Genomic DNA, 17,924 nt, shown 5'->3' on the forward strand with positions numbered 1-17,924 from the left:
GCGCCGGTGCTGGTGCTGAGTGACGGGCGCTGGCCGTTGCCGGAGGTGCTGGCGGGGCTGTCCGTTCTGGATGTCACGGATGTGCCCGGTCCGGACGGGAGTCTGAGCCGTCGGCTGGAGTCGGCGGATGCGGCGTATGTGATCTACACCTCGGGCTCCACCGGTCGCCCCAAGGGCGTGGTGGTGTCGCATGGGAGTCTCGCGGCTCTGCTGGCGGGCCACCGGATGGAGCTGATGGCGGGTGAGGAGCGGCGGAGGGTCGCGTTGACGGCCTCGCTGTGCTTCGACGCTTCGTGGGACGGCGTGCTGTGGATGGTCGCCGGGCACGAGCTGCACCTGATCGGCGACGACCTGCGCCTCGACGCGGCCGCCCTGGTCCGCCACGTCGGCACGCACGGCCTCGACGTGGTGAACTCGACCCCGTCCTTCGCGGCCCAACTGGTCGAGGAGGGACTGCTCGACGCCCCCGCCCCGAAGCTCGTGCTGCTGGGCGGTGAGGCCGTCGGTCAGGCGCTGTGGACGCGGTTGCGGGAGGCGCCGGGGACTCGGGCGTACAACCTGTACGGTCCGACGGAGTGCACCGTGGACGCGCTGGTGCAGCCGCTCGACGGCGCGGACCGGCCGGTTCTCGGCCGGACGGTCGCCGGGACCGCCGGGTACGTGCTGGACGAGCACCTGAATCCGGTGCCGGCCGGTGTTCCGGGGGAGTTGTACCTCGCCGGGGCCGGGTTGGCCCGCGGTTACCTGGGTCGCGCGGCGCTCACGGCGGAGCGTTTCGTCGCCAGCCCGTTCGCCGAGGGTACGAGGATGTACCGCACCGGGGACCTGGTCCGCCGCACCCGCGACGGCGGGATCGAGTACCTGGGCCGCACCGACGACCAGGTGAAGATCCGTGGCTTCCGGATCGAACTCGGCGAGATCGAGCAGGCGTTGACCCGCCACCCGGAGGTCGCCGCCGCCGTCGTCCGACCGGACGACAGCGGCAGCCGGCTGGTCGCCTACCTGGTCACCGACCGTCCGCTCGACCCGGCCGGGCTGCGGGCCTTCACCGCCGAGTCCCTGCCCGCCCACATGGTGCCCGCCGCCTTCGTCGCGCTGCCCGCCCTGCCGCTGACCGGCAGCGGCAAGGTCGACCACCGTGCTCTGCCCGCACCGGACTTCGCCGCCCTGCCGGCCGGCCGCCCGGCCCGCACCCCGCGGGAGCGCCTGCTGTGCACACTGTTCGCCGAGACCCTCGGCCTGGAGCGGGTCGGTATCGACGACGGCTTCTTCGACCTCGGCGGACACTCCCTGCTCGCCATGAAGCTGCTCTCCCGGATCCGCACCGCCCTCGGCGTCGACCTCGGCATGCGGGCGCTGTTCGAGGCGCCGACCGTGGCCGGGCTCGACCGCCGGCTCGACCAGGGCCCGGCGGCCGACGCCCTGGACGTCCTGCTGCCGCTGCGCACCGGCGGCGACCGGGCCCCGCTGTTCTGCGTCCACCCGGCGGCCGGCATCAGCTGGGTCTACTCCGGGCTGCTGCGCCACCTCGACCCCGAGCTGCCGGTGTACGGCCTCCAGGCCCGTGGCCTGCGCGGCGGGGCGCCGGCGAGCGTCGCCGAGATCGCCGAGGACTACGTGCGGCAGATCCGCGCGGTGCACCCGTCCGGCCCGTACCACCTGCTGGGCTGGTCCTTCGGCGCGGTGGTCGCCCAGGAGATGGCGGTCCGGCTGCGGGTCGAGGGCGCGCCGGTCGGCCTGCTGGCCCTGTTGGACGGCGCCCCGGCGGTCCGCACGGACGCCGCCCCGCCCACCACCGAACCCGCCGACACGCTGGCCGAGTTGCTGCGCTCGCTGGGCTACGACCCGGCGGACGGCAGCGGCCAGGCCGACCTGGCGGCCGTGCTCGGCGAGGCCGCGGACGTCCTGCCCGAGGTGTTCGACCGGCACCGCAAGCTGATGGCCGAGCACCTGCCCGAGCAGTACCGGGGCGACGCCGTGTTCTTCGGCGCCACCCTCGACAAGCCTGCCGACTGGCCGTACGAGCAGGCTTGGCGGCCCTATCTGGACGGCCGGATCGAGAGCCACCGCTTGGCCTGCGGGCACGGCGACCTGACCCGTCCGGAGTCCCTCGCACGGATCGCCGCCGTGCTCGCCGAGAAGCTTGGAGTGTGATCCGCGATGACCACCACCGTCCCCGCACCCGCCGCACCGCCGACCGGACCGCCCCGCGGCCGGTGGGGCCTGTGGGCCCACGGCGACTTCCGCCGGCTCTGGATCGGTGAGACCTCCAGCGGTCTCGGCACGGCCGTCGGGAGCGTGGCACTGGCCCTGGTCGCCGTCGTCACGCTGGACGCCGGCCCGCTCGCGGTCGGTGTGCTGAACGCCGCCGCCTGGCTGCCCTGGCTGTTCCTCGGCCTGCCGGCCGGCGCCTGGGTGGACCGCTGGCCGCGGCTGCGGGTGATGCTGGTCTGCGACCTGCTGCTGCTCCTGCTGTTCGCGAGCGTCCCGGTGGCCGGCTGGCTGGGCGTGCTCGGCATGCCGCAGCTGGTGGTGGTGGCCCTGCTCACCGGAGCCGTGAAGGTGTTCTTCTCCACCGCCTACGGGGCCGTGCTGCCGACCCTGGTCGGCAAGGAGGACCTGCTGGAGGGCAACGTCAAGCTGCGTTCCGGCGCCTCCGCGGCCGACATCGCGGGGCCGGGCGTGGCCGGTCTGCTGGCGCAGGCGTTCGGCGCGGCCAGCGGGCTGCTCGCGGACTCCGTCAGCTACGTGGTCTCCGCGATCTGCGTCAGCCGGATCCGGACGGTCGAGCAGCCGCCGCCGCGGTCCGCGCGGCGCGGCCTCCTGCGGGAGATCGGCGACGGGGTGCGCTTCCTGGCGCACGACCCGTACCTGCGGACGCTGGCGCTGTTCGGCGCCGTCGGCAACCTGGGGCTGAACGGCATCCAGGCGGTGCAGACGGTGTTCCTGATCCGGTCGGTCGGCGTCGAACCGGGCGCGGTGGGCATGGTGTTCGCGGTGGTCAGCGTCGGCGGCCTGGCCGGGGCGACGCTGGCCCGGCGGATCGCCCGCCGGCTCGGCAGCGCGCGCGGACTGCTGCTCTGCGAGCTGGTGGTGGCGCCGTTCATCCTCCTGCTGCCGCTCGCGGGGGAGCGGCTGCCGCTGGCGGTGTGCGCGCTCGCCTGGGCCGTCGCGGTGGGCGGGGTGATCGCCGGGAACGTGCTGGCGGGAAGCTTCAACCAGGCCTACTGCCCGCCGGAGATGATCGGCCGGATCCGGGCCAGCGCGGCGACCCTGAACTACGGTGCGATCCCCGTCGGCGCCCTGGCCGGCGGCTGGCTCGGCGAGGCGCTGGGCGCCCGCACCACCATCTGGATCATGGCGGGCGTGCTGCTCTCCGCCGGAGGGGTGCTGCTGGCGAGCCCGCTGCGGAGCCTGCGCGACTTCCCCGAGCGGCCCGAGCTGCCCGAGCTGCCCGAGCCCCCGGGCGTCCCGTCTCCTGACCGGACCGCCGCAGCACCCGAACCGCCAGCCCTGCCCGTACCTGACCTGACCTGACCTGCCTGACCTGCCTGACCTTCCCTCCCGACCCATGGAGCCTCCCATGACCCGCACCGCCCGCCCGCGCCACTACCTGATGTGCCGTCCGACCCACTTCGAGGTCACCTACGCGATCAACCCGTGGATGGACCCGGCGAAGCCGGTCGACACCGACCTCGCCGTCGCTCAGTGGGAGCGGCTCCACGCCCTCTACGGCGAGCTCGGCCACCGGGTCGACCTGATCGACCCGATCCCGGGCCTGCCCGACATGGTCTACGCCGCCAACGGCGCCACCGTGGTGGACGGCAAGGTGCTCGGCGCCCGCTTCCGCAACGCCGAGCGGGCCGCCGAGGGCCCGGCCTACCTGGAGTGGTTCCGCGCCCGGGGCTTCGAGACGCGCGATCCGGAGCACGTCAACGAGGGCGAGGGGGACCTGCTGCTGACCGCGAGCTCCGTGCTGGCCGGGCGGGGCTTCCGCAGCGTGGCCGACGGGCACGCGGAGGCCCAGGAGTTCTTCGGGCGCCCGGTGATCGGCCTGGAGCTGGTCGACCCGCGCTTCTACCACCTGGACACCGCGCTGGCCGTGCTGGACGGCGACGAGATCATGTACCACCCGGAGGCCTTCTCGGCCGGCAGCCGTGCCGTCCTGCGCCGGCTGTTCCCCGACGCCCTGCTGGTGGACGGCGCCGACGCGGCGGTGTTCGGCCTCAATGCCGTGAGCGACGGCCTGCACGTGGTGCTGCCGGAGGCGGCCGTCGGCCTGGCCGCGCGGCTGCGGGAGCGCGGGTTCCGGCCGATCGGGATGGACCTCAGCGAGCTGCTCAAGGGCGGTGGCAGCGTCAAGTGCTGCACCCTGGAGATCCGCGCGGCGGCCTGAACGACGGCCTCGACGGGCGGCCGTGATCAGTGGTGCTCGGCTGTAGATCCGCCGTTGAACGCTCCCGGCCAGACTGGTGGCACACCACGACGGAAGCCCTTCCCGCCGGGGAAGCGAGCCAAGGGAGCACCAGAGATGACGCAGCGTCCGGCCACCGCCCCCACCCGCCTCCGGCTGTTCACGGTCGGTCTCGGGGTGGTCGTCGCCCTGGGCGCCGGCCTCTCCGCCACGGCCGCCGTGGCGGAGACGGCCGGCACCGGCACCGGGACGGCGACGGTGGTGAGCGGCGACGCGACGCCGACGCCCACCCCCGCCCAGCCCAGCCCCACCGGCACCGTCCACGGCAGCACCGGCGACTGGAACAGCACCGGCTCCTGACCGCACCAGTTCCTGACCGCACCGGCTCCTGACCGCACTGTCTCCTGACCGCACCGGAAAGCGGCAGGATCGATTCTTCAGTGACCGGTCATCAGCTCGTCAGCGGCCCGGCCCGCAGCTCGTCACCGGAGCGCCCGACGCCCCCCGGCCACCGCCCCGACGCCCATCCGGGACGGACGGAGCCGACGACGTCGACGGAGCCGAAGAGGCCGAAGCAGCCGTAGCGGCCGTAGCGGCCGTAGCGGCCGTAGCGGCCGAAGCGTTCGGACCCTCCCCCCGGGGCAGCAGCCCCGCCACCTCCTCCGCCTCCGGCAGCCCCAGCCGGACGAAGATCCGATGCGCCTCCCGCAGCCGGCCCCACGCCTCGGCCTCTCGCCCGAGGTCCGCCAGCGTCCGGCCCAGCACCACCAGCGCCTGGCCCTGGTCCCGCTCGGCCCCCAGCTCCTCGCACAGCGTCAGCGCCTGCCCGGCGTGCTCCAGCGCCTCGTCCGTCCGACCCAGCGAGCGCAGACTGTCCGCCATCCGGTAGCGGGCGTGCGCGGCCCGGGACCGCAGCCCGGCCGCCGAGGCCACCGCCAGGCACTCGCCGAACCAGGTGACGGCCTCCTCGTGCCGCCCCAGCCCGTGCAGTGCCAGCCCCAGCACGTACAGCGTGTACGCCCGGCCGGGATCGTCGTGCCGGGTCCGCAGCTCGGCCAGTGCCTCGTGGCAGATCGGCACGGCCTCGGCGGCCCGCCCGCTGCGCACCCGGGCCAGCGCGGCGTTCACCGTCGTCACCAGCGCCCCGGAGCGGTGGCCGAGTTCGCGGGCCAGCAGCAGCGCCTCGTCGTAGTGCCCGACGGCCTCGTCGTAGCGGCTGAGGAACTGGCAGACCAGGCCGAGGTCGTTCAGCGCCTGGCGCAGGATCACCGTGTCGCCCGCCGAGCGGGAGGCGGCCACCGCCAGCCGGGAGGCCGCCTCGGCCTCCTCCAGCCGGGTGGCGGCCAGGGCGACGTTGCCGCGGAGGAAGTGCGCCCGACCAGCTGCCCGGTGGTCGGTGTGGTGGTCCGCGGCGGCGGCCAGGGCCTCCGCCGTACTGGCGAGCTGGCGGCTGGGCGGGGCGAGGACGAACGGCGTCAGCGCGATCAGCAGGTCGATCGCGGCGCGCAACGGGTCCGGTGCCGCGCCGTCGGCCGGGGCCGGCGCGGTGTCGTCCGCGACGGTCCAGCACGCCACCTGGGCGGCGAGCGCGATCGCCCCGGAACCCTCCGCCTCGGCCCAGGCCCGGGCGCCGTCCGGGCCGCCGAGGTCCACGCCCGCGCTGCGGGCCGGCCCGAGCGCACCGGCGGCCGGATCTCCCGGGACGGCGTGCTGGAAGGCCGCGCACGCGGTGGCCAGCAGGTGGTCCAGCAGCCGGTCACGGGCCTCCACAGCCGCGCCCGGGTGGTCCGGGCGCCGCCGGGCGAAGGCGCGCAGCAGGTCGTGGTAGCGGTAGCGGCCGGGGAACGGCGACTCCATCATCGCCACGTCCACCAGGGACTCCAGCAGGTCCTCGGCGTCGTACTCGTCCAGGTCCAGCAGGGCGGCCGCGGCGGGCAGCCCGATGTCCGGGCCGTCCACCGAGGCGGCCAGCCGGAACGCCCGGGCCTGGGCGGGCGTCAACTGGCGGTAGCTCAGTTCGAAGGCGGCCTCCACCGCCAGGTCGCCGATGCGCAGCTCGTCGATCCGCCGCCGTTCGACTGCCAGCCGGCGGCCCAGCGTCTGGACCGTCCAGCTCGGCCGGGCGGCCAGCCGGGCCGCCACGATCCGCACCGCGAGCGGCAGGTGGCCGCAGACGAGCAGCAGCTCCCGGGCGGCCTCCGGCTCGGCGGCCAGCCGCTCGGCGCCGATCGTGCGGCCCAGCAGTTCGAGCGCCTCCGCCGGCTCGAACACGCCGAGGTCGGCCTGGACGGACGCGGGCAGGCCCGAGAGCCGGGTACGGCTGGTGGTGAGTACGGCGCAGCCGACCGCGCCCGGCAGCAGCGGTCTGATCTGCGCGGTGTCGTGGACGTTGTCGAGCACCAGCAGCAGCCGCCGGCCGTCGACCACCGAGCGGAACAGCGCCGAGCGGGCGTCCAGCCCCTCGGGCACCCCGTCGGCCGGCACGCCGAGCGCCACCAGGAAGCTGCTGAGCACCGCCTCCGGGTCGGCCGGCGTGGTGTCGGCGCCCCGCAGGTCGACGTAGAGCTGCCCGTCGGGGTAGGCGTCGCGGGCCCGGTGGGCGACGTGCAGGGCCAGCGCGGTCTTGCCGACCCCTCCCATGCCGACCACGGTCGCGATCACCAGCGCCTGCTGGTCCGGGGCGCCGAGGGCCTCGCCCAGCCGCTCGACCAGGACGGTGCGGCCGGTGAAGTCCGCCGCGTCGGGCGGCAGCTGGGCCGGTCTGGGCGACGCCGTGCTGGTGCCGGCGGGCGCGGCGGGCGCACCCGCCGCCGCGGGGCCGTCCGGCGGATCCTGCGCCTCGGGCCCGGGCCCGGCCGGCTTCACCGGGCTGGAAAGCAGCGCCACGGGCGGCGCCGGGGCGGCGAGCGACAGGTCGCCCTCCAGGATCCGCCGGTGCAGCTGGTCCAGGTCGGCCCCGGGCTCCACCCCCAGCTCGTCCAGGAACAACTGACGCACGCCCCGGTACACCGCCAGCGCGTCCGCCTGCCGCCCGGCCTGGTACAGCGCGCGCATCAGCAGCCCGTACGCCCGCTCGTGCAGCGGGTGCTCGGTGGTCAGCGCGGTCAGCTCCGGGATGCACCGGGAGAAGCGGCCCAGCGTCAGATCCAGGGCGATCCGTTCCTCCAGCAGGGTCAGCCGGAGCTCCTGCAACCGCTGGCGCTGCCGCTGCGCGAACGGGCCGGGGATGCCGGCCAGCGGCTCGCCCTGCCACAGCTCCAGCGCCTGGTTCAGCAGGTCACGCGCCTGCTGCGGCTGTCCGGCGGCCGCCGTGCGCTCGGCCTGCGCCGCCAGTTCCTCCCCTTGCGCCGCGTCCACGGAGTGCTTGGGCAGCACCAGCCGGTAGCCGTCCCCGACCGAGGTCAGCACGGTCGGCGCGTCCGGCTCGTCGCCGTGCAGGATCTTGCGCCACCGCCAGGCGTACGTCCGCACCGTCGTCACCGCGGTGCTCGGCGGCTCCTCACCCCACAGGGCGTCGATCAGGTCCGTGGCGCTCGCGCCGTGCCCCGGCCGGAGCAGCAGCACCGCCAGCATCGCCTGCTGCTGGGGACTGCCGACCTTCAGCACGGTCGTGCCGCGCTGCGCTCTCATCAACCCCAGCACCGAGAACCGGAAATCACCCATTCGTGCACCTGCCCGCTTCATGTGCCCGCCCCCGCCCACGCACGCGTCTGCCCCCCGATTGATGAGTCACTATCAACCCACGCCAGCCGGTGGGCTGTCGAGGGATCGTCGACCCCGTAGTGATCCGGTGTTGATCGCCCACCGTCACAATCACTGGTGTGGCCCCAGCCGTCGGCCCGGTACGACCCGCCGGGCCCGCCACACCCCCCGGGTGTCGCCGCCCGGGCGACCACCACGTCTCTCGGAGGCCGACGCCAGTGAACACCGACCTGCTCTACCGGTTGCTCGACGTCGACCCGGTCGCCGGACCGGTCGAACTGCTCCACCGCGCCCGCGGCGCCCGCGACCTCCCCTACCTGGTGCTCGCCGCGCTCGTCCGGGAGGACGTCCGGATGGGCGAGCACGCCCGCGCCGAACTTCAGCGCGCCCGCGACCGGGCCGACTGTTACGCCCGGATCGCCCGCGACCTCGCCGACGCCACCGGGGTGCGCCCGATCCGCGACCTCCCGCTGGCCGGCTACTACCCGTCCGACCTGCCCCGGCCGCTGGGCGAGCTCACCCTCGTCAGCCCCACCGAGGCCGCGCTCTGGCAGGCCGTCAGCCGGCTGGTCACCGAACACCCGGTGGAGTCCGTGGAGGTCACCCTGATCGGCGAGCGCCCCCGGCACACCTCCGTCACCCTGCGCTGGCCGGCCGAGGACCCGCTGCTCGACCCGTGGTACCAGGTCCGGCTCGGCACCGCCGCGCTCACCGGCGACCTCGCCACCGTCCCGGTCCGGCCCTACCTGGCGGCCGACGACCACGTCGAGTGCCTGATCGCCCTCGCGGAGGAGGGACTCGGCCGCGCCTTCCGGGCGGGTGACGTGATCGACGTGGCCCGCCTGGGCCGGCAGTCCTTCGAGCCCGTCGAGACCGCCGCCGTGGTCGCCGCCTACCGGCTCGCCCCGGAGGCCGTCGCGCTGCTCGACCTCGCCGCCGAACACGTGCCGCTGGACTCCCTGGGGGGCGTGCGTACCGTCCTGGAGGCCGAGGTCGCCCCCGAACTCCGCCGCCGCGAATCCCTCGCCCGCCCGCTCCGGCCGCGGCACGGCACCCTGCTGCGCCGCACCGTCATCCGGCACCAGTGGGACGAGGCCCGCCTCCTCCCGGCCGGACCCGCCACCCTGCTGCTCACCCCGGTCGCCGACTTCCTGCTCGCCCCGGAGGGCGTCCGCCCGACGGCCCCCGCCCGCGCCGCCGCCCTCACGGCCCTGCGGGCCTGGGACACCACCGCCCCCGACACCCCGGACGGCGCCCCCTGCGCCCGCCTGCCGGAGTCGAAACACGGCTGAGCCCCGGGCCGTCTGCCTGACCGAACTGTGGGTCAGCTGCGCGAGGCCGGAACGAGGGCGCCCCAGAAAACCACACTGGCCGACATCGAGATCGCCGGGATCACCGTCCCCAAGGGGGCTCCGCTCTGGCAGAACCGCAGGGTGTCCGGTCAGTAGCCGTGCTCTCGGTCAAGGGCCCTGTCCAGGGTGTCGTCGAGAGTGGTGGCCGCCATGATCAGCGAGAGATGGGTGAACGCCTGAGGGAAGTTGCCCAGCTGCTCGCCACTGGGACCGATCTCCTCGGCGAAGAGGCCGACGTGGTTGGCGTAGGTCTGCATCTTCTCGAAGGCGTAGCGGGCCGCCCGCAGGCGCCCGGCCCGGGCGAGGGCGTCGACGTAGAGGAAGGTGCAGAGGCTGAAGGTGCCCTCCGAGCCGCGCAGGCCGTCGGGCGAGGCCGTGGGGTCGTAGCGGTAGACCAGGCTGTCGGACACCAGGGTGCGCTCCATCGCGTCGAGCGTCTTCAGCCAGCTCTCCGTCCGGGGGGCCAGGAACCTGACCCTGGGGATGAGCAGCAGCGAGGCGTCGAGGACGTCGCCGCCGTAGTACTGGGTGAGGGCCTGTTCCCGCTCGTTCCAGCCGCGTTCCATCACCTGTTCGAGGATGGCGTCGCGGGCGGCGGTCCAGCGGAGGGTGTCGGCGGGACGGCTGAAGTCGGCCGCCAGCCGCAGACCCCGGTCGAAGGCCGCCCAGGACATCACCCGGCTGAAGGTGAAGTCCTTGCGTCCGCCGCGGGTCTCCCAGACGCCCTCGTCGGGACGGTCCCAGGAGTCGGCGAGCCAGTCCAGCGTGCGGGCGAGGTTCTTCCAGCCGTGGTAACCGGCCCGCATGTTGATCTCCTGGCCCTCCGCCAGGGCGTAGAGCGCCTCGCCGTAGATGTCGAGCTGGAGCTGGTCGGCGGCGGCGTTCCCGGCCCGCACCGGGTACGAGCCGCGGTAGCCCTCGAAGTGTTCGAGGATCTCCTCGGTGAGCTCGGGGTCACCGTCGACCCGGTACATGACCTGGAGGGGTTCTCCCTCGACACCGTCCATGCCGCGCAGGCGGTCGCCCAGCCGCTCGCCCAGCCAACTGGTGAACTGCGCGGCCTCCTCGACGAACCCGAGGTCGAGCAGCGCCCGTACGGACAGCGAGCCGTCGCGGACCCAGGTGTACCGGTAGTCCCAGTTGCGCTCCCCGCCGACCTGCTCGGGCAGGCCCATGGTGGCCGCGGCGATCGGGGCGCCGGTGGGGGCGTAGGTGAGCAGCTTGAGGGTGATGGCGGACCTGTTGACCATCCCGGGCCACCGGCCGCGGTAGCGGGAGCCGCGCACCCAGCGCTGCCAGAAGTCGACGACCTCCCACAACTGCTCGGACACCCCGCCCTGGGTCAGCGGAGGCGGCGGCTCACCGTCCGGTCCGTGGACGGTCAGCAGGGCCGCCGCGTGCTCGCCCGTGTTCAGGGTGATCTCCCCCCGTACGTCCCGGGCCTCGGCACCGTCCGGCCGCAGTGGCACGGTGCTCTGCAGGTGTGCGGCGATGCCCGGTGCCCGGAAGGCCGCGGTGTTGTCGCGCAGGTCGAGTTCGTGGGTCGCCCGGCCGTAGTCGAAGCGCGGCCGGCACTCCAGGGTGAAGCGCACCGTGCCGCGTACGGCCCGCACCCCGCGGACCAGGACGTGCCGGTCGGTGGGCGTACCCATCCGGTCCGGCGGCATGAAGTCGAAGACCTCACCGACCCCGTCGGGTGACATGAACCGGGTCACCAGGACCGCAGTGTCCGGGTAGTAGAGCTGTTTGCAGGTGGTGGACTCCTCCACGGGGGCGAAGCGGAAATAGCCGCCGCGGTCGTGGTCCAGCAGGGCCGCGAAGACACTCGGCGAGTCGAACCGGGGGGCGGCGAACCAGTCGACGACTCCCCGGGAAGAGACCAGAGCAGCGGTTTGCAGGTCGCCGACAAGGCCATGCTCGGCGATGGGCGGGTACCGGTCCATGACCATCAAGCCTCCCTGAAGCCCACTCCCTCCACTCTCTGCCCGGTCCGACGGATACGCGAGGGGAGGAGAACCGCCACCGGGGAGCCGATCTGGGCGCGGTCGTGTGCGCAGGCACGCTAGAAGTGCTGGTAAGTGGCTGTTCGGGCGGTCGTCCTCGACGAGAGTCCCAACGGTTCGGCAACGGTGTTCGAGAACTCCGGGAGGGACGGAGCGCCCCGCTCCACGGGAGCCCCGGTCCCGGAGTCGACGCCACGATGTGAAGCTTGAGGCTTTGTGGCGAGGAGGCCCGGGCTCCCCGAGCCGGAGCGGTCTGCTGCGCCCGTTCCGTCCCCGGCTGGCGCTGGGTCAGCTGCGGGAGGCCGGTACGAGGGTGTTCTCGTTGGTCCGGCCGGCGGCGAAGTCGTCGATGTTGCGGGCGGTGGCGTCGATGATCTGGCCGACGGCGGTGTGGGTGAAGTAGGCCTGGTGGCTGGTGACGAGGACCTGGGGGAAGGTGACGAGGCGGGCGAGGACGTCGTCGGTGATGCCTTCGATGGAGCGGTCGGTGAAGAAGACGCCGGTTTCCTCCTCGTAGACGTCGAGGCCGACGCCGGACAGGCGCCCGGCGCGCAGGGTCTCGACGAGGGCGGCGCTGTCGATGAGGCCGCCGCGGCTGGAGTTGACGAGGATGGCGTCGTCCTTCATCCGGGCCAGCGCTGCGGCGTCGATCAGGTGGTGGGTGGCGGGGAGCAGGGGGACGTGGAGGCTGATGAGGTCGGCGCGGGTGAGGAGTTCGGGTAGTTCGGTGTAGTGCATGCCGAGGTCGAGGCAAGCGGGATTGGGAGCGATGTCCCAGCCGAGCAGTTCGGTGCCGAAGCCGGCCGCGATGCGGGTGAAGCACTCGCCGATCTTGCCGGTGCCGATGACGCCGACCGTCATCCCGTGGACGTCCCGGCCGAGGAGGCCGTCGAGGCGGAAGTCGAACTCGCGGCTGCGTCCAGCGGCCCGGACGATCCTGCGGTTGACGGCCAGGGCCAGCGTCCAGGCGTGTTCGGCGACGGCGTAGGGGCTGTAGTAGGAGACCCGGGCGACGGTGAGGCCGAGGTCGGCGGCGGCGTCGAGGTCGATGTTGTTGAAGCCGGTGGAGCGTTGGGCGATCAGCTTGGTGCCGCCGGCGGCGAGGACGGTGAGGGTCTCGGTGTCGAGGACGGCGTTGACGCTGCTGCTGACGGCCGGGTAGCCGGCGGCGAGTGGGGCGGTGTCGCGGTTGAGGAACATGCTCAGGCAGCGCAGCCCGTGCCGGCCGGCGAAGGCCTGTTCCAGCAGCGGCCGTTCGTCGGCCTGCACCCCGTACGCGAGGATCTCCATCGGTTGCCCTTCCGCGAGTGGTCCGCTCCACCGGCCACGCTAGCGGGGCCGTCGCAGGGGCGCCCGTCGGACGCACGAGGGCCCGGACCGGTAGCGGTCCGGGCCCTCGACGGGGTGGGGGAGGTCAGATGACCGTCTCCGCCTCCAGGTAGCGCTCCTGCGGGACGGTCTTCAGCTCGGCGACGGCCTCGGCGATCGGCACCAGGTTGATGTCGGTGCCCTGCAGCGCGGTGATGTGCCCGAACGCGCCCTTGTGGACGGCCTCGACGGCGTGCCAGCCGAAGCGGGTGGCGAGCACCCGGTCGTACGCGGTCGGGGTGCCGCCGCGCTGGGTGTGGCCGAGGATCACCGGGCGGGCCTCCTTGCCGAGCCGGTGCTCCAGCTCGCGGGAGAGCTGGGTGGCGATGCCGGTGAACCGCTCGTGGCCGTAGATGTCCTTGGTGCCCTCTTCCCAGTGCATGGTGCCGGGCTCGGGCTTGGCGCCCTCGGCGCAGACCACGATGGCGAACTTCTTCTGCCGGTCGAAGCGTTCGCGGACGACGGCGGTCAGCTTGTCGATGTGGAACGGACGCTCCGGGACGACGATGGCGTGCGCGCCGGCCGCCATGCCCGCGTTGAGCGCGATCCAGCCGGTGTGCCGGCCCATGACCTCGACGACCATGACCCGCTGGTGGGATTCGGCGGTGGTCTTCAGCCGGTCCAGCGCCTCGGTGGCGACCGAGACGGCGGTGTCGAAGCCGAAGGTGACGTCGGTGGAGGCGATGTCGTTGTCGATGGTCTTCGGGACCCCGACCACCGGCAGTCCGGCGTCGCTCATCAGCTTGGCGGCCTTCAGGGTGCCCTCGCCGCCGATCGGGATCACCGCGTCGATGCCGAGGTCCGCGCACAGTCGCTTGGCGCGCTCGACGCCGTCGCGCAGGTGGCTGGGCTGGACCCGGGACGAGCCGAGGATCGTGCCGCCCTGGGCCAGGATGCCGCTCACCGAGTCGAGGGTGAGCGGCCGGTGGACGCCCTCCAGGAGACCGCGCCAGCCGTCCTGGAAACCGATGATCTCGTCGCCGTGGTCGACCACCCCCCGGTGGACCACGGAACGGATCACCGCGTTCAGGCCGGGGCAGTCACCGCCGCTGGTCAGCACTCCGATACGCATTAGCTTTGCAACTCCCGAGCAGAACCGAGGAACGGCCGGACTACAGGCTGGGACGACGAGCCGTCACCGTAGCGGGGCGCTCCCACGCCGGAGTGGCGGGGAGGTGGCCGCGGGGTGAAGGACCGGCCGATCCGGACAGAACGCCCGAAAACGGCCGCGAAGTCGAGCATACGGCCCCTGGTCCGGCCGGGCAGGAGCCGACGCGGGAGCGGCGCCGTCGGCGCCCCCGCGCGGAAAGTGCAGCCTGCTGCCGAGGAGGGTGTGCAGTAGGCAGCCCCATTGTGGTACGTCCGGGGCCGCCCCTGAACCGGGTGACCGCATCGCGGGCACCCGGGCGTCGGGGCGGACGGACGTACTACGCGGGGCGCGTCGTGGCGGCGATGCGCTCGGCGCGCAGCGCGTCGTACCAGGTGGTGTCGGCCGGCGGCAGGGCGTTGACGTCCAGCGCCAGCTTGATCAGCATGTCGGCCACGGCGGGGTTGCGGGCCAGCACCGGGCCGTGCAGGTAGGTGCCGAACACGGTGTCCCGCCAGGCGCCCTCGGTGCCGTCGCCGGTGCCGTTGCCCCGGCCGGCGACCACGGTGGCCAGCGGCTGGACGCCCTGGCCGAGGTGGGTGACGCCCTGGTGGTTCTCGAAGCCGGTCAGCTGCGGCAGGCCGAGGCGCGGGTCGACGTCGGCGAGGACATCGCCGACGCAGCGGGCGCCGTCGCCGCGGGTGGTCCAGACGTCGAGCAGGCCGAGGCCCGGCTCGCGCTCGCCGAGGTCGTTGACGAACTCGTGGCCCATGATCTGGAAGCCCGCGCAGACGCCGAAGATGATCGCGCCGTTCTCGGAGGCCCGGATCAGGCCGCTGTCGTTGCGCAGCCGCTCGGCGGCGAGCCGCTGCGGACGGTCCTCGCCGCCGCCGATCAGGTAGATGTCGCCGCTGGTGGGGACCGCCTGGTCGGAGCGGACGTCGATCCGGGTCACGTTGAGATGGCGCTGGCGGGCCCGGCGCTCCACGACCAGGGCGTTGCCGCGGTCGCCGTAGGTGCTGAGCAGGTCCGGGTAGACCCAGACCACGCGCAGGCTGCTCTCACTCATCCTCGAAGGCCTTCCGTCACGATCAGATGGGGCTGCAGGCGCGGCATCAGCCGGCCACGACCTTCCGCAGCTGCTGGAAGGCGGTGTAGTTGGCGATGGCCTCGATCCGGCCGGGCGGGGCCATCCGGACGGCCTGCTCCAGCGTGTCCACCACGTGGAACTGCAGTCCGGCGACCTCCAGGCGGACGGCCAGGTCCAGCTTGCGCTGCCCCATCACGAACACCGGGTGCCCGGCGAGGCGCTCGTAGTCGACGTCCCACAGCCAGGAGGTGTCCGTGCCGTCGGCGTCGAGCGCGTTGACGGACAGGATCACCGGCGCGGGCGGGCCGTCGATCAGCGAGAACGTCTCCAGCCAGCCGGCCGGGTTCTTGGCCAGCAGCAGCCGGATGTCCCGGCCCTGGTACTGGACCACGTCGTAGCGGCCGGCCACGGCCGTGACCGAGCGCATCCGCTCCAGCGCGACCTGCGGGGAGACGCCGAACACGGCGGCGACGGCGGCCGAGCTGGTGGCGTTGGCCAGGTTGGCCCGGCCGGGCAGCTGGAGCTGGATCGGCCAGGCGCCGCGCTGCGGGTCGATCACGTGGGTGCCCTGGAGCGCCCAGTGCGGGTTGGGGCGCCGGAAGCCGCACTCCTGGCAGAACCAGTCGTCGCCGGGGCGCTGCATCACACCGCCGCAGGCGGGGCAGGACCAGGCGTCCTCCTTCCAGGCCTGCCCGGCGGCCACCCAGACCACCTTCTTGCAGGACGAGGCGGCCCAGGTCACCAGCGGGTCGTCGGCGTTGGCGATGACCACGGCCTCGGTGTCCTGAAGGCCCTCGCGCCACTTCTCGGCCATCATCCGGGTCTCGGCGGCGCGGTCGAGCTGGTCGCGGGAGAGGTTGAGCAGGGCGATCGCCTTGGGGCGGGTGTCGCGGGCGACGCCCGCCAGGTACTTCTCGTCGACCTCGATCACGCCGAAGCGGGCGTCCGAACCACCGGCCAGGGCGGAGGTGATGCCGGCCGGCATGTTGGCGCCCAGGGCGTTGGAGACCACCGGGCCGGCGGCGCGCAGCGCCTCGGCGATCAGGCGGGTCGTGGTGGTCTTGCCGTTGGTGGCGCTGACCAGGACGACGTCGAGGTGGTCGGCGAGGGTGGCGAGCAGGTCGGGGTCGAGCCTCAGGGCGACCTTGCCGCCGATCACCGAGCCGCTTCCGCGTCCGGCCTTGCGGGACACGGCGGCAGCGACCCGACCGGCCGTGACCGCGATCTTGGCGCGGGCCGGCAGCGAGGCGTCGCGTGCGCCTGTGGGCTCCGATTCGGTGCCTGCCATGCTCAGTGGTTCCTCCTTGCTGCGGCACCACCCGGGTCCGGATCAACGGGCCGTCGGGCGGCGGGGACGGGGCCAGCCTACCGACTCCGCCGCCCGGCTCGACGATCCGGACCCCAGGCAGCCTGCTGCGACACGGCCGGAGGCGCCGCCTCGGGCGTCCTGACGGATCGTCGGGGAAGACGGTGTACGGAGGGGGCCTTCGCCGCTTGGGACGCTCTCCGGGCTCTCGGGGTTCCCGGGTGAGGATGTGGTGAAGAAAAGATCAGCGGCCCGGGCGGGCGCAGGAGACCGGCTCGTCCGCGGCCAGCGTGGCGGTGATCACCAGGGTGCCGTCCTCGGCCCGGAAGTCCAGCGGCGCGGCCAGCCGGCGCATCGCGGTGATCAGCCCGGTGTTGGAGGCGTGGGTCACCGCGTACACGGTCGTGACACCGGCCGCCCGGGCCGCCGCCGACAGCTGCCGCAGCAGGGCCGGACCGAGTCCGCGCCGCTGCCAGGCGTCCTCGACCAGCACCGCCAGCTCCGCCTCGTCGTCGTCCCACATCAGGTGCCCGAGGGCGACGATCCGCCCGTCGGCGGCCGTCGCGGCGAGGCTGTGGCCGTGCCGGGCGTCCAGCAGGTGGTCCAGGTAGCGGCCGGCGTCGCGGACCGGCCCGTGGTAGCGCAGCCGCAGCGAGGCGGGGGAGCAGCGGAGGTGCATCGCCAGGGCCGCGGCCCGGTCGGCCGGTCCGGCGGGGCGCAGCGTCAGCGCCGTCCCGTCCGCCAGCGTCAGCCGGGACGGCGCCTCCCGGTCCGGGTCCGTCACGGCTCGCGGCCGGTCGACCGGGGGGTGCGGGCGGGCGGACCGCAACGGGCCCCCGGTGAGCGCGGGCAGCCGGGCGGCCTGGCCCTCGGGCGCCGCGCACCTGCGCTCGGACCTGCGGAAAGGCCGGTGCCAGAGCCGTTCGGGGCGAGTGCGTGATGCCGTCATGCCGCCGACGCTACCGACGCCGCGCTTCCGGCCGGTTACGTGATCGTGAACGCAGGAATGACCTGGGCGGTTCCGGAGCGTGACCATGTTTCGGGGGGCTCGGCCGGGCTCGGGCACCAGGGTGGCCGACGGGCCCGGGGCGATCGCCCGGCCCCGACCGGACCATTGACCTGGACACGCTCACGGATGGCGCAGAATCCGGGAACGGGTGAGCCCCTTCGGATAGGGATGGCTCGGCTTTTCGCCGATCCCACCTCCCCCGAAGGGGCTCACATGTCCTTCCCGTCGTCCTTCCTGAAGAAGTCCGCCCTCGTGCAGCGGTCCGTACTGGGCGTGGCGTGCTGCGCACTGCTGCTGGCCGCGCCGATCGCCCTCGCCCAGCCGGCCGCCGCCGCCGACGGGCCCAAGACGCCCCAGGAGGCTGCCGCCTGCAAGGCTGTCGTCTCCACGCTGCTCGGCGGCTTCGGGTCGATGCTCGCGAACTCGGCGTGCGTCGTCCAGCCGAGCGACAGCTGAGCGGCGACTGAGCGGCGACTGAGCGGCGGCCGTACGGGGGCCGCCTCCTCATCACGCCCGGTCCACCGATTACGGTGCGAATGGCACTCTCGTGGAGAACCACCAGCAGCATCGGCCCATCGCTAGCCAGGAAGCGT

13 protein-coding genes are annotated in these 17,924 nt (G+C 73.8%); 6 read left to right on the top strand and 7 right to left on the bottom strand.

Annotated elements, in window-relative coordinates; translation table 11 throughout:
• From AB0O82_RS37355 to AB0O82_RS37370, 4 genes are all read left to right on the top strand, one after another.
• On the top strand, positions 1-2,154 hold a 2,154-nt coding region (locus tag AB0O82_RS37355), incomplete at its 5' end, for an AMP-binding protein (RefSeq protein WP_363589308.1).
• A 6-nt stretch (positions 2,155-2,160) separates the two neighbouring features.
• Positions 2,161-3,537, top strand: coding sequence for an MFS transporter (locus AB0O82_RS37360; protein ID WP_363589309.1), 1,377 nt, complete (start codon positions 2,161-2,163; stop codon positions 3,535-3,537).
• 46 nt (positions 3,538-3,583) lie between these two features.
• Positions 3,584-4,396, top strand: a complete 813-nt coding sequence (gene ddaH / locus AB0O82_RS37365) for a dimethylargininase (protein WP_363589311.1) — start codon at positions 3,584-3,586, stop codon at positions 4,394-4,396.
• A gap of 135 nt (positions 4,397-4,531) precedes the next feature.
• Positions 4,532-4,774, top strand: coding sequence for a hypothetical protein (locus AB0O82_RS37370; RefSeq protein ID WP_363589313.1), 243 nt, complete (start codon positions 4,532-4,534; stop codon positions 4,772-4,774).
• A 99-nt stretch (positions 4,775-4,873) separates the two neighbouring features.
• Here the strand turns inward: AB0O82_RS37370 and AB0O82_RS37375 are convergent, their stop codons facing one another.
• The gene (locus AB0O82_RS37375) at positions 4,874-8,077 is read right to left on the bottom strand and encodes a BTAD domain-containing putative transcriptional regulator (protein ID WP_363589315.1); all 3,204 of its coding nucleotides are present in this window, start codon (positions 8,075-8,077) and stop codon (positions 4,874-4,876) included.
• Between the two features lie 257 nt (positions 8,078-8,334).
• Here AB0O82_RS37375 and AB0O82_RS37380 point away from each other — a divergent pair, with 257 nt between their 5' ends.
• Positions 8,335-9,408, top strand: a complete 1,074-nt coding sequence (locus tag AB0O82_RS37380; protein ID WP_363589317.1) for a hypothetical protein — start codon at positions 8,335-8,337, stop codon at positions 9,406-9,408.
• Positions 9,409-9,557: 149 nt separating this feature from the next.
• Here AB0O82_RS37380 and AB0O82_RS37385 read toward each other — a convergent pair whose 3' ends face one another.
• The 6 genes from AB0O82_RS37385 to AB0O82_RS37410 all read right to left on the bottom strand — a co-directional run bounded on the left by AB0O82_RS37385 (position 9,558) and on the right by AB0O82_RS37410 (position 17,271).
• Positions 9,558-11,411, bottom strand: coding sequence for a glycoside hydrolase family 15 protein (locus AB0O82_RS37385; RefSeq protein WP_363589327.1), 1,854 nt, complete (start codon positions 11,409-11,411; stop codon positions 9,558-9,560).
• Positions 11,412-11,759: 348 nt separating this feature from the next.
• Positions 11,760-12,761, bottom strand: coding sequence for a 2-hydroxyacid dehydrogenase (locus AB0O82_RS37390; protein WP_363589319.1), 1,002 nt, complete (start codon positions 12,759-12,761; stop codon positions 11,760-11,762).
• A 124-nt stretch (positions 12,762-12,885) separates the two neighbouring features.
• Positions 12,886-13,911 carry a 6-phosphofructokinase gene (locus tag AB0O82_RS37395; protein WP_350886672.1) on the bottom strand — a complete coding sequence of 342 codons (1,026 nt, stop codon included), beginning with the start codon at positions 13,909-13,911 and terminating at the stop codon, positions 12,886-12,888.
• Positions 13,912-14,266: 355 nt separating this feature from the next.
• The gene (locus tag AB0O82_RS37400) at positions 14,267-14,995 is read right to left on the bottom strand and encodes a glutamine amidotransferase (RefSeq protein WP_363589322.1); all 729 of its coding nucleotides are present in this window, start codon (positions 14,993-14,995) and stop codon (positions 14,267-14,269) included.
• A gap of 46 nt (positions 14,996-15,041) precedes the next feature.
• Positions 15,042-16,304 carry a MurT ligase domain-containing protein gene (locus AB0O82_RS37405; RefSeq protein WP_350886666.1) on the bottom strand — a complete coding sequence of 421 codons (1,263 nt, stop codon included), beginning with the start codon at positions 16,302-16,304 and terminating at the stop codon, positions 15,042-15,044.
• Positions 16,305-16,566: 262 nt separating this feature from the next.
• On the bottom strand, positions 16,567-17,271 hold the full coding sequence (locus tag AB0O82_RS37410) for a GNAT family N-acetyltransferase (RefSeq protein WP_363589324.1): 705 nt from the start codon (positions 17,269-17,271) through the stop codon (positions 16,567-16,569).
• A 273-nt stretch (positions 17,272-17,544) separates the two neighbouring features.
• Between AB0O82_RS37410 and AB0O82_RS37415 the strand changes: the two genes are divergently transcribed.
• Entirely contained in the window at positions 17,545-17,787 is a 243-nt protein-coding gene (locus tag AB0O82_RS37415; RefSeq protein WP_363589325.1) for a hypothetical protein, read from the top strand.
• Positions 17,788-17,924: the final 137 nt, after the last annotated feature.

The organism is Kitasatospora sp. NPDC088264 (assembly GCF_040685715.1).
Lineage (GTDB): Bacteria > Actinomycetota > Actinomycetes > Streptomycetales > Streptomycetaceae > Kitasatospora.